General features: G+C 68.8%; 13 protein-coding genes. 7 read left to right on the top strand and 6 right to left on the bottom strand.

Annotation, left to right across the window (positions count from 1 at the left end; genetic code table 11):
- The first annotated feature begins 38 nt into the window (after nucleotides 1-38).
- Both ACKN61_RS14545 and ACKN61_RS14540 read left to right on the top strand, forming a co-directional pair.
- A complete protein-coding gene (locus ACKN61_RS14545) occupies nucleotides 39-2,876 on the top strand; it encodes a type 2 lanthipeptide synthetase LanM family protein (RefSeq protein WP_408950131.1) in 2,838 nt (945 codons plus the stop codon).
- A 49-nt stretch (nucleotides 2,877-2,925) separates the two neighbouring features.
- Nucleotides 2,926-4,146: a glycosyltransferase gene (locus ACKN61_RS14540; RefSeq protein ID WP_408950130.1), complete on the top strand. Its 1,221-nt coding sequence runs from the start codon at nucleotides 2,926-2,928 to the stop codon at nucleotides 4,144-4,146.
- Between the two features lie 542 nt (nucleotides 4,147-4,688).
- On the opposite strand, the gene ACKN61_RS14535 is transcribed toward ACKN61_RS14540, so the two are convergent.
- Nucleotides 4,689-6,119: an MFS transporter gene (locus ACKN61_RS14535; protein WP_408950129.1), complete on the bottom strand. Its 1,431-nt coding sequence runs from the start codon at nucleotides 6,117-6,119 to the stop codon at nucleotides 4,689-4,691.
- Entirely contained in the window at nucleotides 6,116-7,111 is a 996-nt protein-coding gene (locus tag ACKN61_RS14530; RefSeq protein ID WP_408950128.1) for an NADP-dependent oxidoreductase, read from the bottom strand. Before ACKN61_RS14530 ends, ACKN61_RS14535 begins: the two co-directional genes overlap by 4 nt.
- A 71-nt stretch (nucleotides 7,112-7,182) precedes the next feature.
- On the opposite strand from ACKN61_RS14530, the gene soxR reads away from it, so the two are divergent.
- The 4 genes from soxR (at nucleotide 7,183) to ACKN61_RS14510 (ending at nucleotide 10,322) form a co-directional block, all read left to right on the top strand.
- The gene (soxR, locus tag ACKN61_RS14525; protein WP_057918301.1) at nucleotides 7,183-7,662 is read left to right on the top strand and encodes a redox-sensitive transcriptional activator SoxR; all 480 of its coding nucleotides are present in this window, start codon (nucleotides 7,183-7,185) and stop codon (nucleotides 7,660-7,662) included.
- Between the two features lie 88 nt (nucleotides 7,663-7,750).
- Nucleotides 7,751-8,260 carry a DUF1993 family protein gene (locus ACKN61_RS14520; protein WP_408950127.1) on the top strand — a complete coding sequence of 170 codons (510 nt, stop codon included), beginning with the start codon at nucleotides 7,751-7,753 and terminating at the stop codon, nucleotides 8,258-8,260.
- Nucleotides 8,261-8,958: 698 nt separating this feature from the next.
- Nucleotides 8,959-9,384 carry an Ig-like domain-containing protein gene (locus ACKN61_RS14515; protein WP_408950126.1) on the top strand — a complete coding sequence of 142 codons (426 nt, stop codon included), beginning with the start codon at nucleotides 8,959-8,961 and terminating at the stop codon, nucleotides 9,382-9,384.
- Between the two features lie 647 nt (nucleotides 9,385-10,031).
- Nucleotides 10,032-10,322, top strand: a complete 291-nt coding sequence (locus tag ACKN61_RS14510) for a DUF6916 family protein (RefSeq protein ID WP_031373181.1) — start codon at nucleotides 10,032-10,034, stop codon at nucleotides 10,320-10,322.
- A 116-nt stretch (nucleotides 10,323-10,438) separates the two neighbouring features.
- Here ACKN61_RS14510 and ACKN61_RS14505 read toward each other — a convergent pair whose 3' ends face one another.
- The 4 genes from ACKN61_RS14505 to ACKN61_RS14490 form a co-directional block, all read right to left on the bottom strand.
- Entirely contained in the window at nucleotides 10,439-10,990 is a 552-nt protein-coding gene (locus ACKN61_RS14505) for an N-acetyltransferase family protein (protein WP_408953832.1), read from the bottom strand.
- 52 nt (nucleotides 10,991-11,042) lie between these two features.
- The gene (locus ACKN61_RS14500; RefSeq protein ID WP_408950125.1) at nucleotides 11,043-11,573 is read right to left on the bottom strand and encodes a phage tail protein; all 531 of its coding nucleotides are present in this window, start codon (nucleotides 11,571-11,573) and stop codon (nucleotides 11,043-11,045) included.
- Nucleotides 11,574-11,604: 31 nt separating this feature from the next.
- Entirely contained in the window at nucleotides 11,605-12,135 is a 531-nt protein-coding gene (locus tag ACKN61_RS14495; RefSeq protein ID WP_408950124.1) for a phage tail protein, read from the bottom strand.
- A 63-nt stretch (nucleotides 12,136-12,198) separates the two neighbouring features.
- Nucleotides 12,199-12,729, bottom strand: a complete 531-nt coding sequence (locus tag ACKN61_RS14490; protein WP_408950123.1) for a phage tail protein — start codon at nucleotides 12,727-12,729, stop codon at nucleotides 12,199-12,201.
- 317 nt (nucleotides 12,730-13,046) lie between these two features.
- Between ACKN61_RS14490 and ACKN61_RS14485 the strand changes: the two genes are divergently transcribed.
- The gene (locus ACKN61_RS14485) at nucleotides 13,047-19,718 is read left to right on the top strand and encodes a putative Ig domain-containing protein (protein WP_408950122.1); all 6,672 of its coding nucleotides are present in this window, start codon (nucleotides 13,047-13,049) and stop codon (nucleotides 19,716-19,718) included.
- Nucleotides 19,719-19,892 lie beyond the last annotated feature (174 nt).

Below are 19,892 nucleotides of genomic sequence, written 5' to 3'. Positions count from 1 at the left end.
TTTGCTTCCCATCGATCCAGGCAGGATGCGTCGAACCGATGAGCGACACCCGTAGCGGCGAATCGTTTTTACCGATCATCGAGATGTTCACCGCCGACGCGCGCCGCGCGCTCGGCGCGAGCCTGGAAGCGCTGGCGCCACGCCTGCACGGCGACGAGATCGCCTTGCTGCGCCAGGTCGGCGAACAAGGCCTCAACGACAATGCACGGCTCAAGATCAGCCGCACCCTGTTGCTGGAGCTGCACGCGGCCAGGCTTGGCGGGCAACTCGACGCCGAGGACGATGCCGGCCAGTTCGCCCAGTTCATCGCCTTGGCCACGCAGGCGGAGTTCGAGCCGCATCTGCGCCGCCGCTATCCGGCGCTGCACGGGCGCCTGCAGCGCTCGCTGGAGCTGCAACGCCTGGCGCTGGAATCGCTGGCGGCGCGTTTTGCCGCCGATCGCGAGGCTTTGTCGGCATTGCTCGGCCGCCCGGCCGGGCGTCTGCTCGCCCTGCAGCCTGGCGAGGGCGATCTGCACGACGGCGGCCAGACCGTCGCCCGCCTGACCCTGGAAGGCGGGCGCGTGATGTACAAGCCGCGCTCGCTGAAGATCGACCTGGCGCTGGACGCCTTCCTCGGCCAGGTCTTCGCCGACGATGCGCAACGCATCCGCGTGCCGCACGCGCTCGACCGCGGCGCCTACGGTTGGGCCGGTTTCGTCGAGCACCGTTACTGCGACGGCGACGACGAACTCGCCGGCTTCTATCGCAACCTCGGCCATTGGCTGGCGGTGATGCAATTGCTCGGCGGCACCGACATCCATCAGGAAAACCTGATAGCGGCCGGGCCGGTGCCGGTGGCGATCGACGTCGAAAGCCTGTTCGCGGTCGAGATCGAAGCGCCGCCGTCCGGACGCGGGCATGCCTTCGACCTCGCCTCGGAACTGATCCGCACCTCGGTGCTGCGCACCGGCATCGTGCCGTTCCGCGCGCCCGCGCTCGGCTTCGGCGGCGTCGACATTTCCGCGGCCGGCGCCTTGCCCGGCGAGCAGCCGCAGATCCGCGTGCCGACCATTGCCGACGAGGGCACGATGCAGGCGCGGCTGGCGGTGGTCAGCGCCGACTTCGGCCAGTCGCAGAACCATCCCAGCCCGCATCCGGACGTGTCGCGTTATTGGGACCGCATCGCCGACGGCTTCCTGGCCGCGACCGCGCGCCTGCGCGCGCTCGATGCGCAGGCTGCATTGGCCCCGTTGTTGCAGGTGTTCCTCGGCTGCCGAGTGCGCGATATCCGCCGCCCGACCCAGGCCTACGTCGAGATCATGCGCATGCTCTGGCATCCGGCCTCGTTGCACGACGAGCCCAAGGCGATCGAGCGCGCCCGCGACATCCTGGCGCGCAACGCCGCGGTGCTGCCGATCGCACCGTCGGCGCCGGCCGAGATCGACGGCGAGATCGACGACATGCGCCGCGGCGACGTGCCGATCTTCGTCGCCCCGCTCGATGCCGCGCGCATCGAGGAGGCACTGACTCACTGGCGCGGCATGCGCGTCGAGCTGGAAGAGCTGACCATCCGCAGCGCCCTGGTCACGGTCGACCTCAATCAACGCCTGGGCAAGAACGAACGCGTACGCAGCGACATCGTCGCGCGTCATCCGCACGCCGAACGCCTCGACGCGCGCCGCCGCGCGGTGGCCGCGCGCGCGGTCGAACAACTGCTGCAACTGGCGGTGCGCGGGCGCGACGGCACCGTGACCTGGATCAGCCCGGTGCTCGGCGACACCGGTTGGGTGACGCGTCCGCTGCAGGCCGATCTCTACACCGGCCTGGGCGGTGTCGCCCTGGCCTTGGCCGGTTATCTGCACGAAGTCGGGCAGGGGCGCGCCGACCCGGTCGAAGGCACCGAGACCGCGCTCGACGGTGCCATCGCGGTGATGCGAGCGATCGAAGCGCAGGACCGGCCGAGCACGGTCGGCGGCATGATCGGCTTCGGTGCGCAGGTCTGGACCTGGGTCGCGCTGCACGATCTATTGCGGCGGCCGCAGATGCTGGCGTGGGCGGTCGAGCGCGCCGAAGCGATGGCCCAGGCCGGCTTCGACGGCGACCAATACCTCGACCTGCTCGAAGGCGCCAGCGGCAGCATCGTGCCCTTGTTGCAACTCGCCGAAGTGCATGCCGACCCGCGTTGGCCGGCGTTGGCGGCGCAGGCGGCGCGCTATCTGGAAACGCAGGCGATCGTCGACGAACGCGGCGCGCGTTGGCCGTCGACGATCTTCGCCGAGCCGGTCGGCGGTTTCGCCCACGGCGCCAGCGGCATCGGTTGGGCCTTGACCCGGATCGGGCTCAGCGAGGCCGGCACTGCCGACGAACGCGCGCGCTGGCTGGCGCTGGCCGAGCGCGCCTTCGCCTTCGAGGACAGCCTCTACGACGACGCGGCCGGCAGTTGGCTCGATGCGCGCGTGCCCGACGAACGCCAGTTCCTGCACGCCTGGTGCCACGGCAGCGTCGGCATCGGCCTGGCCGCGAGCGATCTCTATGCCCGCACCGGCGCGGCGCGGCATCTGCGCACTCTGCGTCGCGCCGCCGCCGCGGCCGGCCGCGACGGCTGGGGGCTGGGGCATACGCTCTGTCACGGCGATCTGGCGCTATGGGAGCTGTTGACCCGTGCCGCACGCCTGGACCCGGAAGGCAGCGCCCAGACCGACCCGGTCGAGCACAGCGCTCAGATCGTCTCGGCGATCGAGGAACATCGCGGCGCGGTCGGCAGCCGCGCCCGCGACGCGTTCACCCCGGGGCTGATGACCGGCGTGGCCGGCGCCATCCATACCCTCAATCGCATGCACCCGCAGTGCGTCCTGGCCTCGCCCTTGCTGTTCGAGCGGCATGCGCCGGCGTGAGCGCCGCGCCCGCCACAAATCCGTCATGAGCGAGGCCTAGGCTGGCAGGATGAACATCCTGATGCTGTCGGACGTGTACTTCCCGCGGGTCAACGGCGTGTCGACCTCGATCCGCACGTTCGCCCAGTCGCTGGCGCGCAGCGGGCATGCGGTGACCCTGGTCGTGCCCGACTACGGTCCCGGCAGCGGCCAGGAACTGCACGACAGCGACGAGTTCGAAATCGTCCGGCTGCAGGCGCGGGTGATTTTCTTCGATCCCGAAGACCGCCTGATCCGCGCACCCGAGCTGCGCCGGATTCTGCCGCAACTGGCGCAGCGGCACTGGGACGTCATCCACATCCACACGCCGTTCCGCGCCCACCGGCTCGGCGTGCAACTGGCGCAGGCCAGCGGCCGGCCGACGGTCGAGACCTACCACACCTATTTCGAGGAATACATCGGCCACTACCTGCCGTGGGCGCCGGCGCCCCTGCTGCGCTTCGTCGCCCGGCGCGTGTCGCGCACGCTCTGCCACGGCGTCGATCACCTGATCGTGCCGACCGCGCAGATGGTCGAGGTGCTGGATCGCTACGGCGTGACCACGCCGTCGACAGTGCTGCCGACCGGCATCGACCTGGCCGAATTCGCCCGCGGCGACGGGGCGCGTTTCCGCGCCGAGCACGAGATCGACGCGCGGCGGCCGACGATCGTCACCGTCAGCCGGCTCGCGGTGGAGAAGAACATCGCCTTCCTGCTGCAGGTGGCGCGGCGCCTGGTCGCCGATTTCCCCGAGCTGATGTTCATCATCGCCGGCGAGGGGCCGGACGCGGAGCGCCTCAAGCGCCTGTCGAAGGAGTACGGCCTGGAACGCAACGTGCGTTTCTTCGGCAACCTCGACCGCCGCACCAGCCTGCTCGATGCCTATCGCGCCGGCGACGCGTTCGTGTTCGCGTCGCCGACCGAAACCCAGGGCCTGGTGTTGATCGAAGCAATGGCGCTCGGCGTGCCGATCGTCTCGACCGCGGTGATGGGCACGGCGACGGTGCTGCGCGGCGCGCGCAGCGCCGTGGTCAGCGAGGAGAACGTCGAAGCCTTCGCCGGGCACCTCGGCGATGTGCTGCGTTCGCCGCAGCGCCGCGCCGAACTGTCCGCGGCCGGCCCGCTCGATGCGCGCGCCTGGAGCACTGAAGGCCTGATGGAGCAAGTGGTCGCCCTGTATCAGCGCCTGGCCCAGGCTAAACCGGCGTTGATGACCACGACCTCGACCGCGGCGACCGAGCTGCCGCGCTAGGCTCGGCGCGAACCGAGGCCGAGGCCGCGCGGTCGCGGCTGTTGCTCCTACAGAGTTCCTGTCTTTACCGTCGAAAATCCCGTGGCAGTAAAGATTTCCTGTTGTCGTTGCTGTTGCCGTGCGCCGCCGCGCATTAGCGAAGGCCATCGAAGGCCCGGAGGGCGGCCTGCATGGATGCAGGCCGTTTTTCATCGGGACAGGGATGTCCCGTATGAAAAAGCCCTGCGTCGGCATCGAACGTGCGGGCCTGTGATTCAAAACAAAAGCATTTTTCTTTGGTGACTTTCTTTTGTTGCTTTAGACAAAAGAAAGTTACCCGCCGCTTTAGTGGCGGAAGCTTTTGGCGTTTGATCCAGATTTTGATCTGCCTTGAGAGAAGCGCCGCGAGACCGACACGACGTGGTCGCGGCTTGCGCCGCTCCTACCCGGGCGAAAGTGCGCCGCTTCGATGGGCGACGTCTGCCTTGCTGGCTCAGCGCGCGTCCCGTCGTCGCGGCTCACGCCGCTCCTACAGGGGGGATTCGCCATGGACCCGTCCCGATTCACAGCGCCGCCCTGGCCACCCGCACCCGCGCCGCCAGCATCAAGCCCAACAAGGCCAAACCGAGCGCAATGCCGAACCCGCACAAATAGGCCAGGGTATGCGAGCGCGTCATCAACGCCGCGAATAGCGAGCCGCCGACCGCCAGCGCAGTGGCGGTGAAGATCGCATCGCCGAGATGCAGCGCCGAGGAGTTCACGCCCTGTTGTTCGGGCGGCGACAGTTCGAGCATCAGCACCGACAGGGTCGGGTAGATCAAGCCCATGCCGAGGCCGGCGACGATCCACCCGCCGACACCGAGCGCGAGCGGCGCCTGCGTCCACACCAGCGCCGCGATCGCGATCACGCCGAGCGCGACCATCGCCATGCCGGCCTGCAGGAAGCGCTGCGGCGCCGCCGCGACCGCGGTGCGTCCGCGATACCAGGAGCCGCTCGACCAGCCGACCGCGCCCAGGGTCAACACCAGCCCGGCCCAGGTCGGCGACAGCCCGCGTTCCTGCGACAGCAAGAGTGGGATATAGGCCTCGGTGAGGAAGAACGCGCCCGCGCCGATGCCGCGCAGCGAGACCACCGTCGGCAGGCCGCGTGCGGCGCGCAGGGCGCCGCGCGGCAGCAAGCGCGATGCCGCCAATGCCAGTGCAGCGAGCGCAGGGACCAGGACCGCCCAGGCCAGCCAGCCGCGTTGCTGGCCGCCGTAGTGCAGGGCCAGCAGGCTGGCGGTGGTCAACAGCGCCCACAGCAGACGTGTGCGTTGATCGTTGCCGGCATCGGCGCCGCCGGCGGTCGGGCCGAGCTTGCGCAGCGACGGCAGCACCAGCCACGCCGCCAACACCGCGACGATCGGCACCGACAGGAACACCCAGCGCCAGCCGGCGTGTTCGACGATCGCACCGCTGATCGCCGGGCCGACCACCGCCGGCACCACCCAGGCCGCGGCGAATGCGGCGAAGATCCTGACCCGCAGTTGCGCCGGATAGACCCGGCCGACCACCACGTACAAGGCGACCGAGATCAATCCGCCGCCGAAGCCCTGGATGACGCGGCCGACGACCAGCCAACCCATCGACGGCGCCAGTCCCGCTGCGATCAAACCCAGAGCGAACCAGACGATGCCCTGGCGCAACGGGGCGACCGGTCCGCGCGCATCGGCCCAACGACCGGCCGCGACCATGCCGACCACGCTCGCCGCGAGGGTGCCGCCGAACGCGAGCGCATACAGCGCCAGGCCGTCGAGCGCGCGGGCGACGGTCGGCATCGCCGTGGTCACCGCCAGGGCTTCGAAGGCGACCAAGGCCACCAGCGCGACCGCGCCGATGGTCAGGCTGCGGTAACGCGGCGCGTACAGACTTTCCGGAACCGCAGCCGCTTCGTCGCGAGCCGGCGCCAGGCCGGCATCGGCGAGCGGGCGTTCGAGTGCGCTGGCGTCGTTCATGCGCTGTGCTTCGTCTCTATCGCTTCGTAGACCATCAACACGACCTTGCCGCGGCCGTGACCGCGTTCGACCGCGCGATGCGCTTCGGCGGCGCGGGTCAACGGGAACATTTCGCGCACATGCACCAGCAGGCCGTGGCGCACGTGCATGGCCATCAGCTCGCGCAGATGCGCGCGGCTGCGTTGGCTGCGCAAGGTGCGCAGGCCGAGACGCCGGGCCTGGTCGGAGTCGCACAAGGTTGCGATGCGCGAGGGTGCGGCGCCGAGCGCCAGCCAGCCCTCGTGAACCTCACTGCCGAGCGCGTCGAAGATCGCATCGACGCCCTGCGGCGCCAGCGCGCGGGTCTGTTCGATGCCTTCGCGGTCGTCGAGTACCGGTTGCGCGCCGAGCGAGCGCAGATAATCGTGATCGTTGGCGGCAGCGCTGCCGATCACCTGCGCGCCCCAGGCCCGGGCCAGTTGCACCGCGACGCTGCCGATGGCGCTGGCGGCGCCATGGATCAGCACGGTGTGGCCGTGTTCGACGCCGAGCACGCGCAAGGCGCCGAGCGCACTCTGGCCGGTCGAGGGCAGGGCGCCGGCGACCGCCCAGGACATCGTCTCGGGCTTGTGCACGACCTGTTCGGCCGGCACGGTCAGCACTTCGGCATAACTCATCGCCACGGCCCAGCCGAGCACTTCGTCGCCGACTTCGAGGTCGCGTACGCCGGCGCCGACCTGATCGACGATGCCGGCGAACTCGTTGCCGAGGCGGCGCGGAAACGCCTGCCCGGCATCGGCGGCGCCGATGCCGCGGCGCAGGGCGATGTCGCTGGGACGCACGCCGGCCGCGCGGACGCGGATCCGCACCTCGCCGGGGCCGGCCTGCGGCATCGGCAGTTCGATGGCGTGCAGGACTTCGGGCGCGCCATAACGGTCGAATACCACCGCCTTGACCTGCGGCGCGACGGGCAGGGACGTCGTGGTGCGTTCGTAAGCGTGGGTGGGGGCCATGGCTTGACGTCGAAATGAGACCGGGTGCAGCATAGAACCTCAATATAAGTTGAGGTCAATAGCCGATGAGTATGACGATGGAGCTGACCGTGGGCCAGGTCGCAGAGCGCTCGGGCGTGGCGGTGTCGGCCTTGCATTTCTACGAGTCGAAGGGCCTGATCCACAGCCTGCGCACGGCCGGCAATCAGCGCCGCTACAGCCGCGACACCTTGCGCCGCATTGCGATCATCCGCGTCGCCCAGCGTGTCGGCATGCCCCTGGCGACCATCCGCGAGGCGCTGGACACCTTGCCGGACTCGCGCGTGCCGACCCGCAGCGATTGGTCGCGCTTGTCGGCGACCTGGAAGGACGAACTCGAGCAGCGCATCGCCAACCTGACCCTGATGCGCGACACCCTCGACCAATGCATCGGCTGCGGCTGCCTGTCGATCGACCGTTGCCGGCTGGCCAACCCCGACGATACCTGGGGCGACCAGGGCGCGGGCGCTCAGCGTTGGGCGGCGGCCTTGCAGCAGGCCAAACCGCGCCGCCGCGCCAAGTCGCCGGCTTGATGCCTGCGCCTGCCGCCTCGCTGCGGCAGGGCAGCGGACACGCCGCCGTCGTACCATGGCGGCTTTCCCCTGCACGAATCCAGCCACCATGCCCATTTCGATGTATTCCGCGTCCGTCCCCGTGCTCAAGCAGTTGCTCGGCAGCCTGGCCGAGATCCTGGCCCGTACCGAAGCCCACGCGACCGAGCACAAGATCGACCACGACGCCTACCTGCAGGCGCGTCTGTTCCCGGACATGTTCCCCTTGTTGCGCCAGGTCCAGATCGCCTGCGACTTCGCCAAGGGCGTCAGCGCGCGCCTGGCCGATGTCGAAGTGCCGGTCTATGACGACAAGGAACGCAGCTTCGCCGAATTGCAGGCGCTGATCGCCAAGACCATCGCTTTCGTCGACGGCCTCGAGCCGGCCCTGTTCGAAGGCGCCGAAGACCGCGAAGTGGTGCTGCGTCCGGGCACGCCGAAGGAACGCCGCTTCGGCGGACACGACTATCTGGTGCACTACGGCCTGCCGCAGTTCTTCTTCCACGTCACCACCACCTACGCGATCCTGCGCGGCCACGGCGTCAACATCGGCAAGCGCGATTTCATGGGAAAGTATTGAGGCGAACCGCATGGCCTAGCGCTCGATAGCGCCGGTCATGCATCGGCTGAGCATCGCCGTCCATAGTTCGACCTTCGAAGGCCCGCATCCGCGGGCCTTCGTCGTTTGCGATCCAATCGCCTTGGGGGTGGCTTCATAGGGTAGGAGCGGCGTAAGCCGCGACCGCGTTGTCGCACGCGCGAACGTCTCGGCGGACAAGCGCGAAATCGCAGCGTCTGCGACGAGGGTGTGGATTATCCGACAGGCCGTATCGCACGGCGCTCTCCCGGTCGTTGCACGGCCGTCGAAAACCCCGTTGTTCGCGAACCGGAGCGAAGCTCTCCGGCCTGGGTGCGTCGCCTCCGGATCAACGAAATTCCACTCGCGTCTTCCACCGTCTCGGCCTCTGCGACGCCCGCCTGCGATCATGCTTTCCCGGTGGCGACAGGAGGTCGCAAGCGGGTCCGGACAGGGCGATGCAGGAGAAGGATCCCCGGTCGCCATAGCGATCGAACATCGATCCAGCGCAGGCAGGCGCGGTCCGGAACAGACGATAGATCCGTTTCCATTCAGACCAAGGAGTAGGCATGTTGTGCAAGAGTATCCAGGGGCCCGTCGTACTGTGCCTGACGCTGCTCGCGAGCAGTGCCGGTGCGTTCGGCGCCCCGAGTTCGGGTTCCAGCCACGGCTTTGCGCGCGACGCGCACAGCGAAACTTTCATGTCCAAGCGTAGCGATGAGCTGCGTCCGTCGACGCCGATGTTCACCCAAGCCGGCTTCGGTCACGCCGACGGCCGTCATCCGGTGGTCCTGGTCGAAAACAGCGTGCGCGGCTTCAAGCGTTACGAACCGCTGGCCGCCGCCGACCTGGTCACCAACAGCGTCGACGGCGCGACCTCGACGGTCGCCTTGCGCGGTTCGATCGGCAGCGGCGCTTCGTTGAGCTACAGCATCGTCGAATCGCCGCGGCACGGTGCGGTGAGCTTGCGGGACGGTCGGGCGACCTATACGCCCGATCCGGATTTCGAAGGGGTCGATACCTACACCTATCGCGTCCATGCCGGCGATACCAGCGTCGATGCGGTGGTGGCGGTGACTTCGATCCGCAGCCGGGCGCTGCCGCCGAGCGCCGCCGCGGCCTTGTAAACGCGGCTGCAGGGTTTTGCCGCTGTGTCGCGACCCACCTCGCGGCGGCGGCGCAGGTACCCCTCAGAAGGGGGTAGGGGACGGTTTCCCGCGCCACGCGCTAAAGCCGACAACGCAGCCCCCAGGCCTACGTCCGCGCAGATAGCGCGGCGGGTCCGCCGATCACCGCGTCGTGGTGGTGACGGCAGGGGCTGCGTCTTCCCCGGTGTCGACCGGTCCGCGGCGTCCGCCGGCTTCGAGCCAGGCGGGCGCCGCGGCCGGCACGGACCGCGATGTTTGGAATCTTTCATCTCCGTCAGTGATGAAAGCAGGGACGGGCAGGGATCGCCCGCGCTGTCGGCGGCTCCGGCCGTCGTCCGCCGCGAACTGGGATCGCGGCGGCGCGTCCGGAGCCGGCGGCGGTGATCATCGGTTGCTCGCAGCCCGGCCTCGCCGGCCAGGGGGAACGATGTCCCGCTTGCCGCCTTGCCGGCCGATCTCTCGGCTGCGCGTTTGCCGGCGCGCTTCGGCTGCGAGCCGGACGCGGCAGACGCCGGAAGGTGACTGCGGCTCGCATGCAGCCGCGAATCCGTCGCAAAACCGACGACAGGACTTGCATCGGACGCCGGACACGACGACGATGCGGCCTCGGCTTGGGGAGGCCTGCGATGGAACTATTGACGCTGGAACACTTCGCTGCGCATGTGAACGAGACCTACTCGGCGCAGCTCAACGACAACGAAGTGCCGTTCGTGCTGGTCGAGGCGCGGGCACTGAGCACGCGTCCGCAGCAAGGCGAACGTGCGCCGTTCTCGCTGCTGTTCCGTAACGGCTCGGCCTTCCTGTTTCCGCAGCAGATCTATGTGATGCGCCACGACTCCATCGGCGAAGTCGGCATCTTCCTGGTGCCGGTCGCGCGCGAGCGCGAAGGCTTTTTGTACCAGGCGATCTTCAACTGAGGCCATCGCACCGGGGCCGTGTTTCGGCCGGGCCGTGCGCCGCGGTTCGTTCCCGTTTTTCGACGAGTGCGCGCCGCGTGCCGTGCCACCGGTTAGCGGTCCTGTGATGGACCGTTTCAGCCCTGGGCCGGCGTCCAACGCATCATGATGTGGGTCGGCAGGGCTTCGACGACGCGGAAGCCGAGGCGGTCGTACAGCCGCTGCGCCGCGGTATTGGCGGACTCGACGTGCAGACGCATGCCGCGCCCGAGCGCGGCGGCTTCCTGTTGCGCCATCGCGATCAGCGCACCGCCGAGGCCTTGTCCGCAAGTCGCCGGCGCCAGACTGATGTCGACCAATAAGTGCTCGCGCGCCTCGCGCAGCAAATAAAAGCGTCCGACCGGGCGGCCGGCCTGTTCGACGATCAGGAACTCGGCTTCGCCGTAGTGGCGCAGGTAGTGCACGTGCTGGAGCATGAACTGCTGGTCGAGAAAGGCGTGCAGGGCCGATTGCGGCCAACCCAATTCGGCGAACTCCGGCGCCCGCAGATCGCGATACAGCGATCGCAGCCAGTCGATGTCCTCGCCACGTGCCGCACGCAGGCCGATCCCGCGCCCGGACAGCGACGCGGGTAGGGTCCCAATGCCGCTGCGTTCCTGCGGGAACGACAGCGGCGCGGCGGAGTGCATGACGTTCAAGCGATGTGCTCGAGGCTCAAGCGATTTGCTGGGGTTTAACCGATTAAGGGAACGACGGGAAGATACCCTCCAGGGCGATGCAGAAGTTCATCGCCAGGTAGGGCTGCCGGTTCTCGTGCGGCTGGCTGCCGCCGGTGGGGCCGATCATGGTCGGCGGGAACGGCGAATTGGCGGTGCCCGCGGTGGTAAAGGCCGCAGCCAGCGGACTGCCGAGCGCGACACCGTTGACCGGTGCCGACTGTCGCTTGCTCACGTCGTTCTGGCTATAGACCTGCATCGCATGGGTATGCGCAGGCATCTCCTGGGTGGTCAGGGTGACGCTGTTGGAGCCGAAGTTCTCGCCGATCTGGTGCGGGGTGAGCCCCGGCCCCTGGCCTTGGTTGCAGCCGGTGCGGTTGACGAAGTTCGGCAGTTGGAAGGTGGTGGTTCCATTGCCCCCGTACTGGGTGCCCAGCAGCGCGAACAGCGCGGTGTTCTGCTGGATCGCCAGGGTCGCGCCGTTGCAGAACGCCCAACCGCGCGGCGCGAAGTTGAAACCGAAGATCTGGATCTGGCCGATGAAGGGTTCGGTCATGGTGATGTCCTCTGGAATGCGATCGGCGAGATCACTGCTGCTGCGGGAAGATGCCGGCCCAGGCGATGCAGTACTGCACCGTCAAGGTCGGCATCTGGTTGGCGTGCGGCTGGGTGTTGCCGGCCGGCGTTACCGCGCTGGCGGCCTGCGGGATCGGCGGCAGGCCGGTGATGTCGGTCAGGTACATGGTGTCGCCGGACAAGGCGCCGGGCTGCACGTTCACGGCCGGCTTGTTCGAAGTGGCCAGCGAAGTGGTCGCGAACATGGTGTGGGTGTGCGCGGGCATCTGGTTGCCGATCAGGGTGACGTTCTCGGTGCCGCTGGCCTGGCCGATGACGTAGTTGCTCAGGCCCGGGCCGGTGCCGGTGTGGACCGGTGCGCGGCCGCGCAGGTCGGGCAGCGCGAAGGTGCTCTGGCCGTCGCCGCCGTAGGTGGTGCCGATCAGGGTGAACAAGACCTCGTACTCGGAGATCGGTTGCAGGCTGCCGTCGCAGGCAAACCAACCGTTAGGGGTGCGGCCGAAGCCGAATAGACGGATTTCTCCGACGAAGGGTTCGCTCATGATGTGTACTCCGGGACGGAATGCGATGAAAGGCGCCGAAAGGCGCCGGCTTGACCGGCCGCGTCAATTGCGCGATGGGTAAATGCCGCTCAGAGCAATGCAGAAGTTGATCGCCAGGTAGGGCTGCAGATTGGTGTGCGGTTGCGTGCCGCCGGCCGGGCCGAGCACGGCTGGCGACAAGGCCACCTGCGGGCCGCCGACGTCGGCGTACAGCGGGATCGTGCAGTTGCCGTACAAGCCACCGCGTGGGTTACGCGTGTCGCCATTGGTGCTGGTGCCGACCAGGCCGTGGTTGTGCGCCGGCAACTGCGTCGTCAGCAGGGTGACGTTCTCGACGCCGCCGGTTTCGCCCAACTGATAGGCCGTCGGGTTCCAGCCGCCGTCGACGGACTGGCCGAACCCGACCGGCGTGCGGCTGCGCAGGTCCGGCAACTGGAAGGTGGTCTGGCCGTTGCCGCCGTAGGTCGTGCCCAGTAGCGAGAACAAGGCCTGGTTCTGTGCGATCGGCAATGTTTGGCCGGCGCAGAACGCGAAACCCTTCGGGGCGAAATTGAACCCCACCGTGATGATCTGTCCCAGGAATACTTCTGTCATCTCTTCCCCCAGAGGATGTCGTCCGGACCCCGTGCGAGCCCGGACTGCGTACCGGAGACCCCGCTCGCACGGCCCGCCCGCGCACGGCGGAGGGGGCCGATCCGAGCGGATCCGGCATGGCGCCGGAGCGCCATGACTTTCCTTAACGCAATGCCGTAGCGAAAGCGGCCGGTTCCGGCGCCGATTTGCGTACTAGATCAAGGATAGGGGTGCGCCGAGGCAGTTCGGCGCGTAGGACCAGACCAGGTCGAACAGGCGGAACGTCGAGGGCGGCAGCGGAGGAACCGCGCCCCATCGGCGTCAGGGGATCGGAAATCATGCATCTGCACAGGGCACGTCGCGCGGGCATCTCGAATGTAGGGCGTCAGCGAAGCTTCCTGCAACTGGGGCTGGGCCTGCTCCTGCTGTGCCTGGCGGGGCTGTGGTCCACGATGGCGGTCGCCGCGCCCTCGCCGCATTGCGGGCCGTTCAACATCTCCGTGGCTCATGGCGGCTCGCACACCATCGATGCCAGCGCCTGCGATGGCCCGGACAACTTCGGCATCGGCCTCGTCGAGACCCTCCCAACGAACGGCACGGCGACGGCCAATCAGCTCGCTCAGACGGTGACTTACGTCCATAACGGCAATACGGCGACCAGCGACACCTTCATATTCGACGACGGCCTCAACAACGACGTCACCGTCAACGTCACCATCGGCGCGCCGACCTCGCCGATCACCGTCAGCCCGGCCTCGATCTCGCCGGTGCTGGGCGTGCCCTTCAGCCAGGCGCTGAGCGCTACCGGCGGCGTCGCGCCCTACAGCTTCGTGCATACCAGCGGCACCTTGCCGACCGGCCTGACGTTCTCGGGCGGCGCGTTCGGCGGCACCCCGACCCAGCGCGGCAACTTCGCGGTCAACATCACCGTGACCGATTCGAGCACGCCGACGCCGCTGACCACGGTGAAGTCGTATGCGATCGTCATTCCCATCGTGACGCCGGTGATCTCGCCGACGACGCTGCCGGCGATGGCGGTCGGCATTCCCTACAACACCACCTTGACCAGCAGTGGCGGCGTTGCGCCGTACACCTACACGGTGGAGGCCGCGCCGAACCTGTTGCCGCCCGGATTGAGCCTGAGCAGCGGCGGCGTGATCAGCGGCACCCCGACCACCATCGGCACCTACACCTTCCGCATCGTGTCCGAGGACAACAGCACTTCGCAGGACGCTTCCGACAACAAGGGCAACCGGCTCTATACCGTCACCGTTACAGCGGCGCCGGTCATCGTGGTCGACCCGGCCACGATTCCGGGCGCGACCGTCGGTGCCGCCTACAGCCAGACCTTCACCGCCAGCGGCGGCACTTCGCAGTACACCTTCGCGATCTCGGCGGGCGCCTTGCCGGCCGGCCTGACGCTGGCGAGCGGCGGCGGTCTGACCGGCACGCCGACCGCGGCGGGCACCTTCAACTTCACCGTGCGCGCCACCGATGCCAACACGTTCACCGGCACTCGTGCCTACACCCTGACCGTCGCCGCGCCGACGACCTCGATCGCACCGACGACCCTGCCCAACGGCACCGTCGCGGCGGCCTACAGCCAGTCCATCACCGCCAGCGGCGGCATCGCGCCGTACACCTATGCGATCACCGCCGGCGCCTTGCCGGCCGGCCTGAGCCTGGCCAGCAACGGCACGCTGAGCGGCACGCCGACCGCGGGCGGCAGTTTCAACTTCACCGTCACCGCGACCGGCAGCAGCACCGGCACCGGCGCTCCGCATACCGGTTCGCGCGCCTACACCCTGGTCATCGCACCGCCGACGATCGCCCTGCCGGCGACGACTTTGGCCAACGGCACGGTCGCGCTGGCCTACAACGCCACTCTTAATCCCGCCAGCGGCGGCACCGCGCCGTACACCTATGCGGTGACCGCCGGCGCGCTGCCGCCCGGCATCAGCCTGAGCAGCGCCGGCGTGTTGTCGGGTACGCCCACCGCGGCCGGCACCTTCAACTTCGCCGCTACCGCGACCGACAGCAGCACCGGCACCGGCGCGTACAGTTCGGCGCCGCGTGGCTATTCGCTGCAGATCATCAACATTCCGCCGGTCGCCAATGCGGTCTCGGCGACCGTCGCCTACAACAGCGGCGCCAACCCGATCACCTTGAGCATCACCGGTGGCGTGCCGACCTCGGTGGCCATCGGCACGGCGCCGCTGCACGGCACCGCGATCGCCAGCGGCACCACGATCACCTACCAGCCGACCGCGGGTTATGCCGGGCCGGACAGCTTCACCTATACCGCGAGCAACGGCGCCGGTACCTCGGCACCGGCGACGGTCACCATCACGGTGAGCCCGCCGACGATCACCGTGGCCGCATCCGGTCCGTTCACCGCGCAGGTTGGCGTCGCCTACAGTCAGACCTTCACCTGGTCCGGCGGCACTCAGCCGTTCAGCGGTTACAACGTGACCGGCCTGCCGGCCGGCCTGAGCATCACCGGCACCACCGCCAACAGCGTGACCGTCAGCGGCACGGCGACCGCGGCCGGGACCTTCCCGCTCAACGCCAGCGCGACCGACAGCAGCACCGGCGACGGTCCGTTTACCGTCGGCCAGGCCTTCTCCCTGTCGGTGAGTGCGCCGACCCTGAGCATGACCCCGGCCGCCGGCACGCTGAGCGCGACCTACGGCAATGCCTATAGCCAGACCTTCGTCGCCAGCGGCGGCACCCCGACCTACGCGTACAGCGTTTCGGCGGGCGCCTTGCCCGCAGGTTTGAGCCTGGACGGCGGCACCGGCGTGTTGTCGGGAACGCCGACCGTGACCGGTTTGTTCACCTTCTCGGTCCGCGCCGTCGACAGTTCCACCGGTTCCGGTGCGCCGTTCGCGCGCACCCAGAACTACGTGTTGCAGGTCGCTGCGCCGACCATCGTGATCGCGCCGGCGACGTTGCCGGGCGCACAGACCGGCGTGGGCTACAACGAAGCGTTGAGTGCGAGCGGCGGCATCGGTCCGTATACCTTTGCGGTGACCGCCGGTGCCTTGCCGGCCGGCGTCAGCCTGAGTTCCAGCGGCACGATCGCCGGCACGCCGACCGCGGGCGGTACTTTCAACTTCACGGCCACCGCGACCGACGCCAACGGCCAGACCGGTTCGCGCGCCTACGCGCTGACCGTCGCGGCGGCCACCATCAGCGTTGCGCCGACGACGCTGCCGGCGGGCGGTGTGGCCCAGGTCTACAGCCAGACCCTGACCGCGTCCGGCGGCACGCCCGGTTACAGCTTCGCGATCACCGCGGGCGCCTTGCCGGCCGGCCTGAGCCTGGCCAGCAACGGCACGCTCAGCGGCACCCCGACCGCGGGCGGCAGTTTCAACTTCACCGTGACCGCGACCGACAGCAGCAGCGGCAGCGGTCCGTACACCGGCTCGCGCGCCTACACTTTGAGCATCGGCGCCTCGACCGTGGTGTTGCCGCCGACCTCGTTCGCCGGCCCGACGGTCGCATCGCCCTATAGCGCCAACATCAACGGGGCCACCGGCGGCACTTCGCCCTACAGCTATGCCGTGGTTTCCGGCGCGCTGCCGCCCGGCATGAGCTTCAGCAGCGCCGGCCTGATCAGCGGCACGCCGACGGCACCGGGCACGTTCAACTTCAGCGCGACCGCGACCGATAGCAGCACCGGCACCGGTCCCTATACCTCGGCGCCGCAGAACTATTCGCTGACGGTCGCCGACATCGCGCCGGTGGCCAATCCGGTCTCGGCGACGGTGGCCTACGGCAGCGGCGCTAATCCGATCACCCTCAACATCACCGGCGGCATCCCGGCTTCGGTCGCGATCGCGGCGGCACCGGCGCATGGCACGGCCATCGCCAGCGGTACCACGATCACCTACCAGCCGGCCGCGGGCTATGCGGGCAGCGACAGCTTCACTTACACCGCAAGTAATACCGCCGGCACGTCGGCGCCGGCCATGGTCACCATCACGGTCACCAACCCGGTGATCACGGTGACCGCGGGCGGCCCGCTGAGCGCGCAGGTCGGCGCCGCCTACAGCCAGACCTTCACCTGGGCCGGCGGCACTGCGCCGTACAGCGGCTATAACGTCGCCGGCTTGCCGGCCGGCCTGAGCATCACCGGCACCACCGCCGACAGCGTCACCGTCAGCGGCACGCCGACTGCCGCGGGCAGCTTCAGCCTCAACGCCAGCGCGACCGACAGCAGCACCGGCAACGGCCCGTTTACCCAGGGCCAGGTGTTCACCCTGACGGTCGGCGCGCCGTCCCTGGCGATGACCCCGGCTGCGGGCAACCTGCCGATGAACTACGGCGTCGCCACCACCATCAACTTCGCCGCGAGCGGCGGCTCGGCGCCGTACAGCTTCAGCATCGCCGCCGGCTCGCTGCCGGTGGGCGTGAGCTTCAGTTCGGCCGGCGTGCTCAGCGGCACGCCGACGGTACCCGGCAACTACAACGTGGCCTTCCGCGTGCAGGACAGCAGCACCGGCGCCGGTGCGCCGTTCGCGCTGCAACAGAACTACACCATCGTGGTCGCCACCCCGAGCATCGTTCTCGATCCGCCGACCTTGCCCAACGGCACCGCCGGCACCGCTTACAACGCCACCATCACCGCCACCGGCGGCGTCGCGCCGTACAGCTTCTCGCTGCTCAGCGGCGCGTTGCCGGTCGGCATGAGCTTCTCCTCGGCCGGCGCGCTCAGCGGCGTGCCGCGTTCGGACGGCAATTTCAGCGTGACCGTGCAGGGCACCGACAACAACGGTCAGACCGGCTCGCGGGTGTACACCTTCACCATCGACCCGGCCACCGTGGTGATCTCGCCGGCGACCTTGCCGGGCGGCGTAGTCGGCGTGCCCTACAACCAGAGCCTGAGCAGCAGCGGCGGCATCGCGCCTTACAGTTACTCGATCGTCTCGGGCAACCTGCCGGTCGGCCTGTCCTTCAGCTCCGCCGGCGTGTACAGCGGCACCCCGACCACGGCCGGCAGCTACACCGCCAACATCCGGTCCACCGACGACGCCGGTTACAACACCACGGTGCCGCTGACGATCGTGATCGTCGACGCGGTGCCGGTCGCGGTCGACGACAGCGCCACTACGATGTCGAACCAGGCGGTGACGATCCCGGTCACGGCCAACGACACCGGCATCATCGCCAGCATCGCCGTCGCCTCGGCGCCGAGCCATGGCACCGCGGTGGTCAGCGGCCTGGATGTGGTCTACACGCCGAGCGGCAACTATTTCGGCAGCGACAGCTTCACCTACACCGCCAGCGGCCCGGGCGGCACCTCGGCGCCGGCCACGGTGACCATCACCGTCAACGCGTTGCCGGTGCCGCAAGGCCAGCCGCAGACGGCGACGATCCTGTCGACCCAGACCGCGACCATCGATGCGGCCGCCGGCGCCACCGGCAGCCCGTTCACCGGCGTGACCCTGCTGAGCCCGCCGTCGTCGGGCACGGCCGTGGTCAGCGGCACCCAGATCGTCTACACCCCGGCGGCCAACACCGTCGGTCCGATCGCCCTGGTGTATACGCTCAACAACGCCTTCGGCCCGTCCGCGCCGATCACCTCGACGATCACCGTCAACGCGGTGCCGGTCGCGCAATCGCGTCGCGTCCGCACCATCGCGGGCGCCGCGGTCACGGTCGACCTCACCGCGGGCGCCACCGGCGGACCGTTCACCGCGGCCACCCTGGTGTCGTTGACTCCGGCCTCGTCCGGCAGCGCCGCCATCAGCGGTTCCGGCGGTGTCTACACCTTGCGCTATACGCCGGTGATCGGCTTCTCCGGCGTCGCGGTGGCGAGCTTCACCCTCAACAATGCCCATGCGACCTCGGCGGTGGCGACCATCGAAATCGAAGTCGCGCCGCGCAGCGATCCGTCGAAGGACGCCGAAGTGCTCGGCGTGCTCAACGCCCAGGCTTCGGCCACGCGCCGTTTCGCCAACTCGCAGATCGGCAACTTCCAGCAGCGCATGCAGGGCATGCACGAGGGCGGCAGCGACGGCGCACGTTTCGACAACGGCCTGAGCTTCTCGATCGACCAACGTTGCCGCGACGAAGCGCGGCGCACGCCGGGCAGCGATTGCCGCCAGCCCCTGCTCGGCGACGAGCAGGCCGCGATCGAGCCCAAGCCGCCGGTCGAAGGCAGCGGTACCCGCTACGGCATCTGGACCGGCGGTTCGATCAACACCGGCAATCGCGACGGACGCGGCGGCGGTTCGGCCGGCTTCGACTTCGAGACCAGCGGCATCAGCGCCGGTGCCGACTACCGCCTGCGCGACGATTTCGCCCTCGGCGGCGGCATCGGCTACGGCCGCGACGACACCGACGTCGGCCAGCGCGGCAGCCGCAGCAAGGCCAAGAGCTACAGCGCGGTGTTGTATGCCAGCTACCACCCGGGCGAGAGTTTCTATCTCGACGGCCTGCTCGGCTACCAGTGGCTGTCGTTCGACACCCGCCGCTACGTCACCGACACCGGCGGCATGGTCCGCGGCGACCGCGACGGCACCCAGTGGTTCGCCTCGGTCTCGGCCGGCATGGACTACCAGCGCGATCGCCTGCACGTCTCGCCGTACGCCCGCCTCGACGTCGCTCGCGCCCGCCTGGACGGCTACACCGAACAGGGCGACGCGTCGTACTCGTTGACCTATCAGGACATGGACGTCGATACCACCACGACCAGCCTCGGCGTGCGTCTGGACTATCGTTATCCGGTGCGCCTGGGCACGTTCTCGCCGATGGTCCTGCTGGAGTACCAGCACGACTTCCAGGACGAGAGCTTCGCGACGATGAGCTATGCCGACATGGTCGGTGGTCCGTTCTTCCGCGCCCGTCTGGAAGGCCTGGACCGCAACCGCTTCGTGTTCGGCATCGGCGCGGTCTTGCAGACCGAGCGCGACCTGGTCCTGCGCTTCGAGTATCGCGGCCTGTTCGGCAGCGGCAACGACGACGACAACAGCTTCATGATCAACATCGAGAAGAAGTACTGACCGACCCCTGGCGCGGCCCCGGCCGCGCCAGACGGGCAGGGCTCGAAACACCCGGTTCTGCCGGGTGTTTCTTTTCGAGGGCTCTGCAAGCGAACCGCCGGCGAAGACCGGCATCCAGAATCTCCACCCGCCGTCCCAGTGCGGGGGTACGAAACCTCCCACCCATCATCCCCG

This window comes from Lysobacter sp. Hz25, from assembly GCF_046097045.1.
Classification (GTDB): domain Bacteria; phylum Pseudomonadota; class Gammaproteobacteria; order Xanthomonadales; family Xanthomonadaceae; genus Lysobacter; species Lysobacter antibioticus_B.
Note: the sequence above shows the minus strand (reverse complement) of the source record. Positions and strands in the feature narration are given on the sequence as shown.

Coding starts and splice junctions, on each gene's coding strand:
- ACKN61_RS14545 (WP_408950131.1), top strand. CDS start 39: ATGAGCGACACCCGTAGCGGCGAATCGTTTTTACCGATCATCGAGATG.
- ACKN61_RS14540 (WP_408950130.1), top strand. CDS start 2,926: ATGAACATCCTGATGCTGTCGGACGTGTACTTCCCGCGGGTCAACGGC.
- ACKN61_RS14535 (WP_408950129.1), bottom strand. CDS start 6,119: ATGAACGACGCCAGCGCACTCGAACGCCCGCTCGCCGATGCCGGCCTG.
- ACKN61_RS14530 (WP_408950128.1), bottom strand. CDS start 7,111: ATGGCCCCCACCCACGCTTACGAACGCACCACGACGTCCCTGCCCGTC.
- soxR (WP_057918301.1), top strand. CDS start 7,183: ATGACGATGGAGCTGACCGTGGGCCAGGTCGCAGAGCGCTCGGGCGTG.
- ACKN61_RS14520 (WP_408950127.1), top strand. CDS start 7,751: ATGCCCATTTCGATGTATTCCGCGTCCGTCCCCGTGCTCAAGCAGTTG.
- ACKN61_RS14515 (WP_408950126.1), top strand. CDS start 8,959: ATGTCCAAGCGTAGCGATGAGCTGCGTCCGTCGACGCCGATGTTCACC.
- ACKN61_RS14510 (WP_031373181.1), top strand. CDS start 10,032: ATGGAACTATTGACGCTGGAACACTTCGCTGCGCATGTGAACGAGACC.
- ACKN61_RS14505 (WP_408953832.1), bottom strand. CDS start 10,990: ATGCACTCCGCCGCGCCGCTGTCGTTCCCGCAGGAACGCAGCGGCATT.
- ACKN61_RS14500 (WP_408950125.1), bottom strand. CDS start 11,573: ATGACCGAACCCTTCATCGGCCAGATCCAGATCTTCGGTTTCAACTTC.
- ACKN61_RS14495 (WP_408950124.1), bottom strand. CDS start 12,135: ATGAGCGAACCCTTCGTCGGAGAAATCCGTCTATTCGGCTTCGGCCGC.
- ACKN61_RS14490 (WP_408950123.1), bottom strand. CDS start 12,729: ATGACAGAAGTATTCCTGGGACAGATCATCACGGTGGGGTTCAATTTC.
- ACKN61_RS14485 (WP_408950122.1), top strand. CDS start 13,047: ATGCATCTGCACAGGGCACGTCGCGCGGGCATCTCGAATGTAGGGCGT.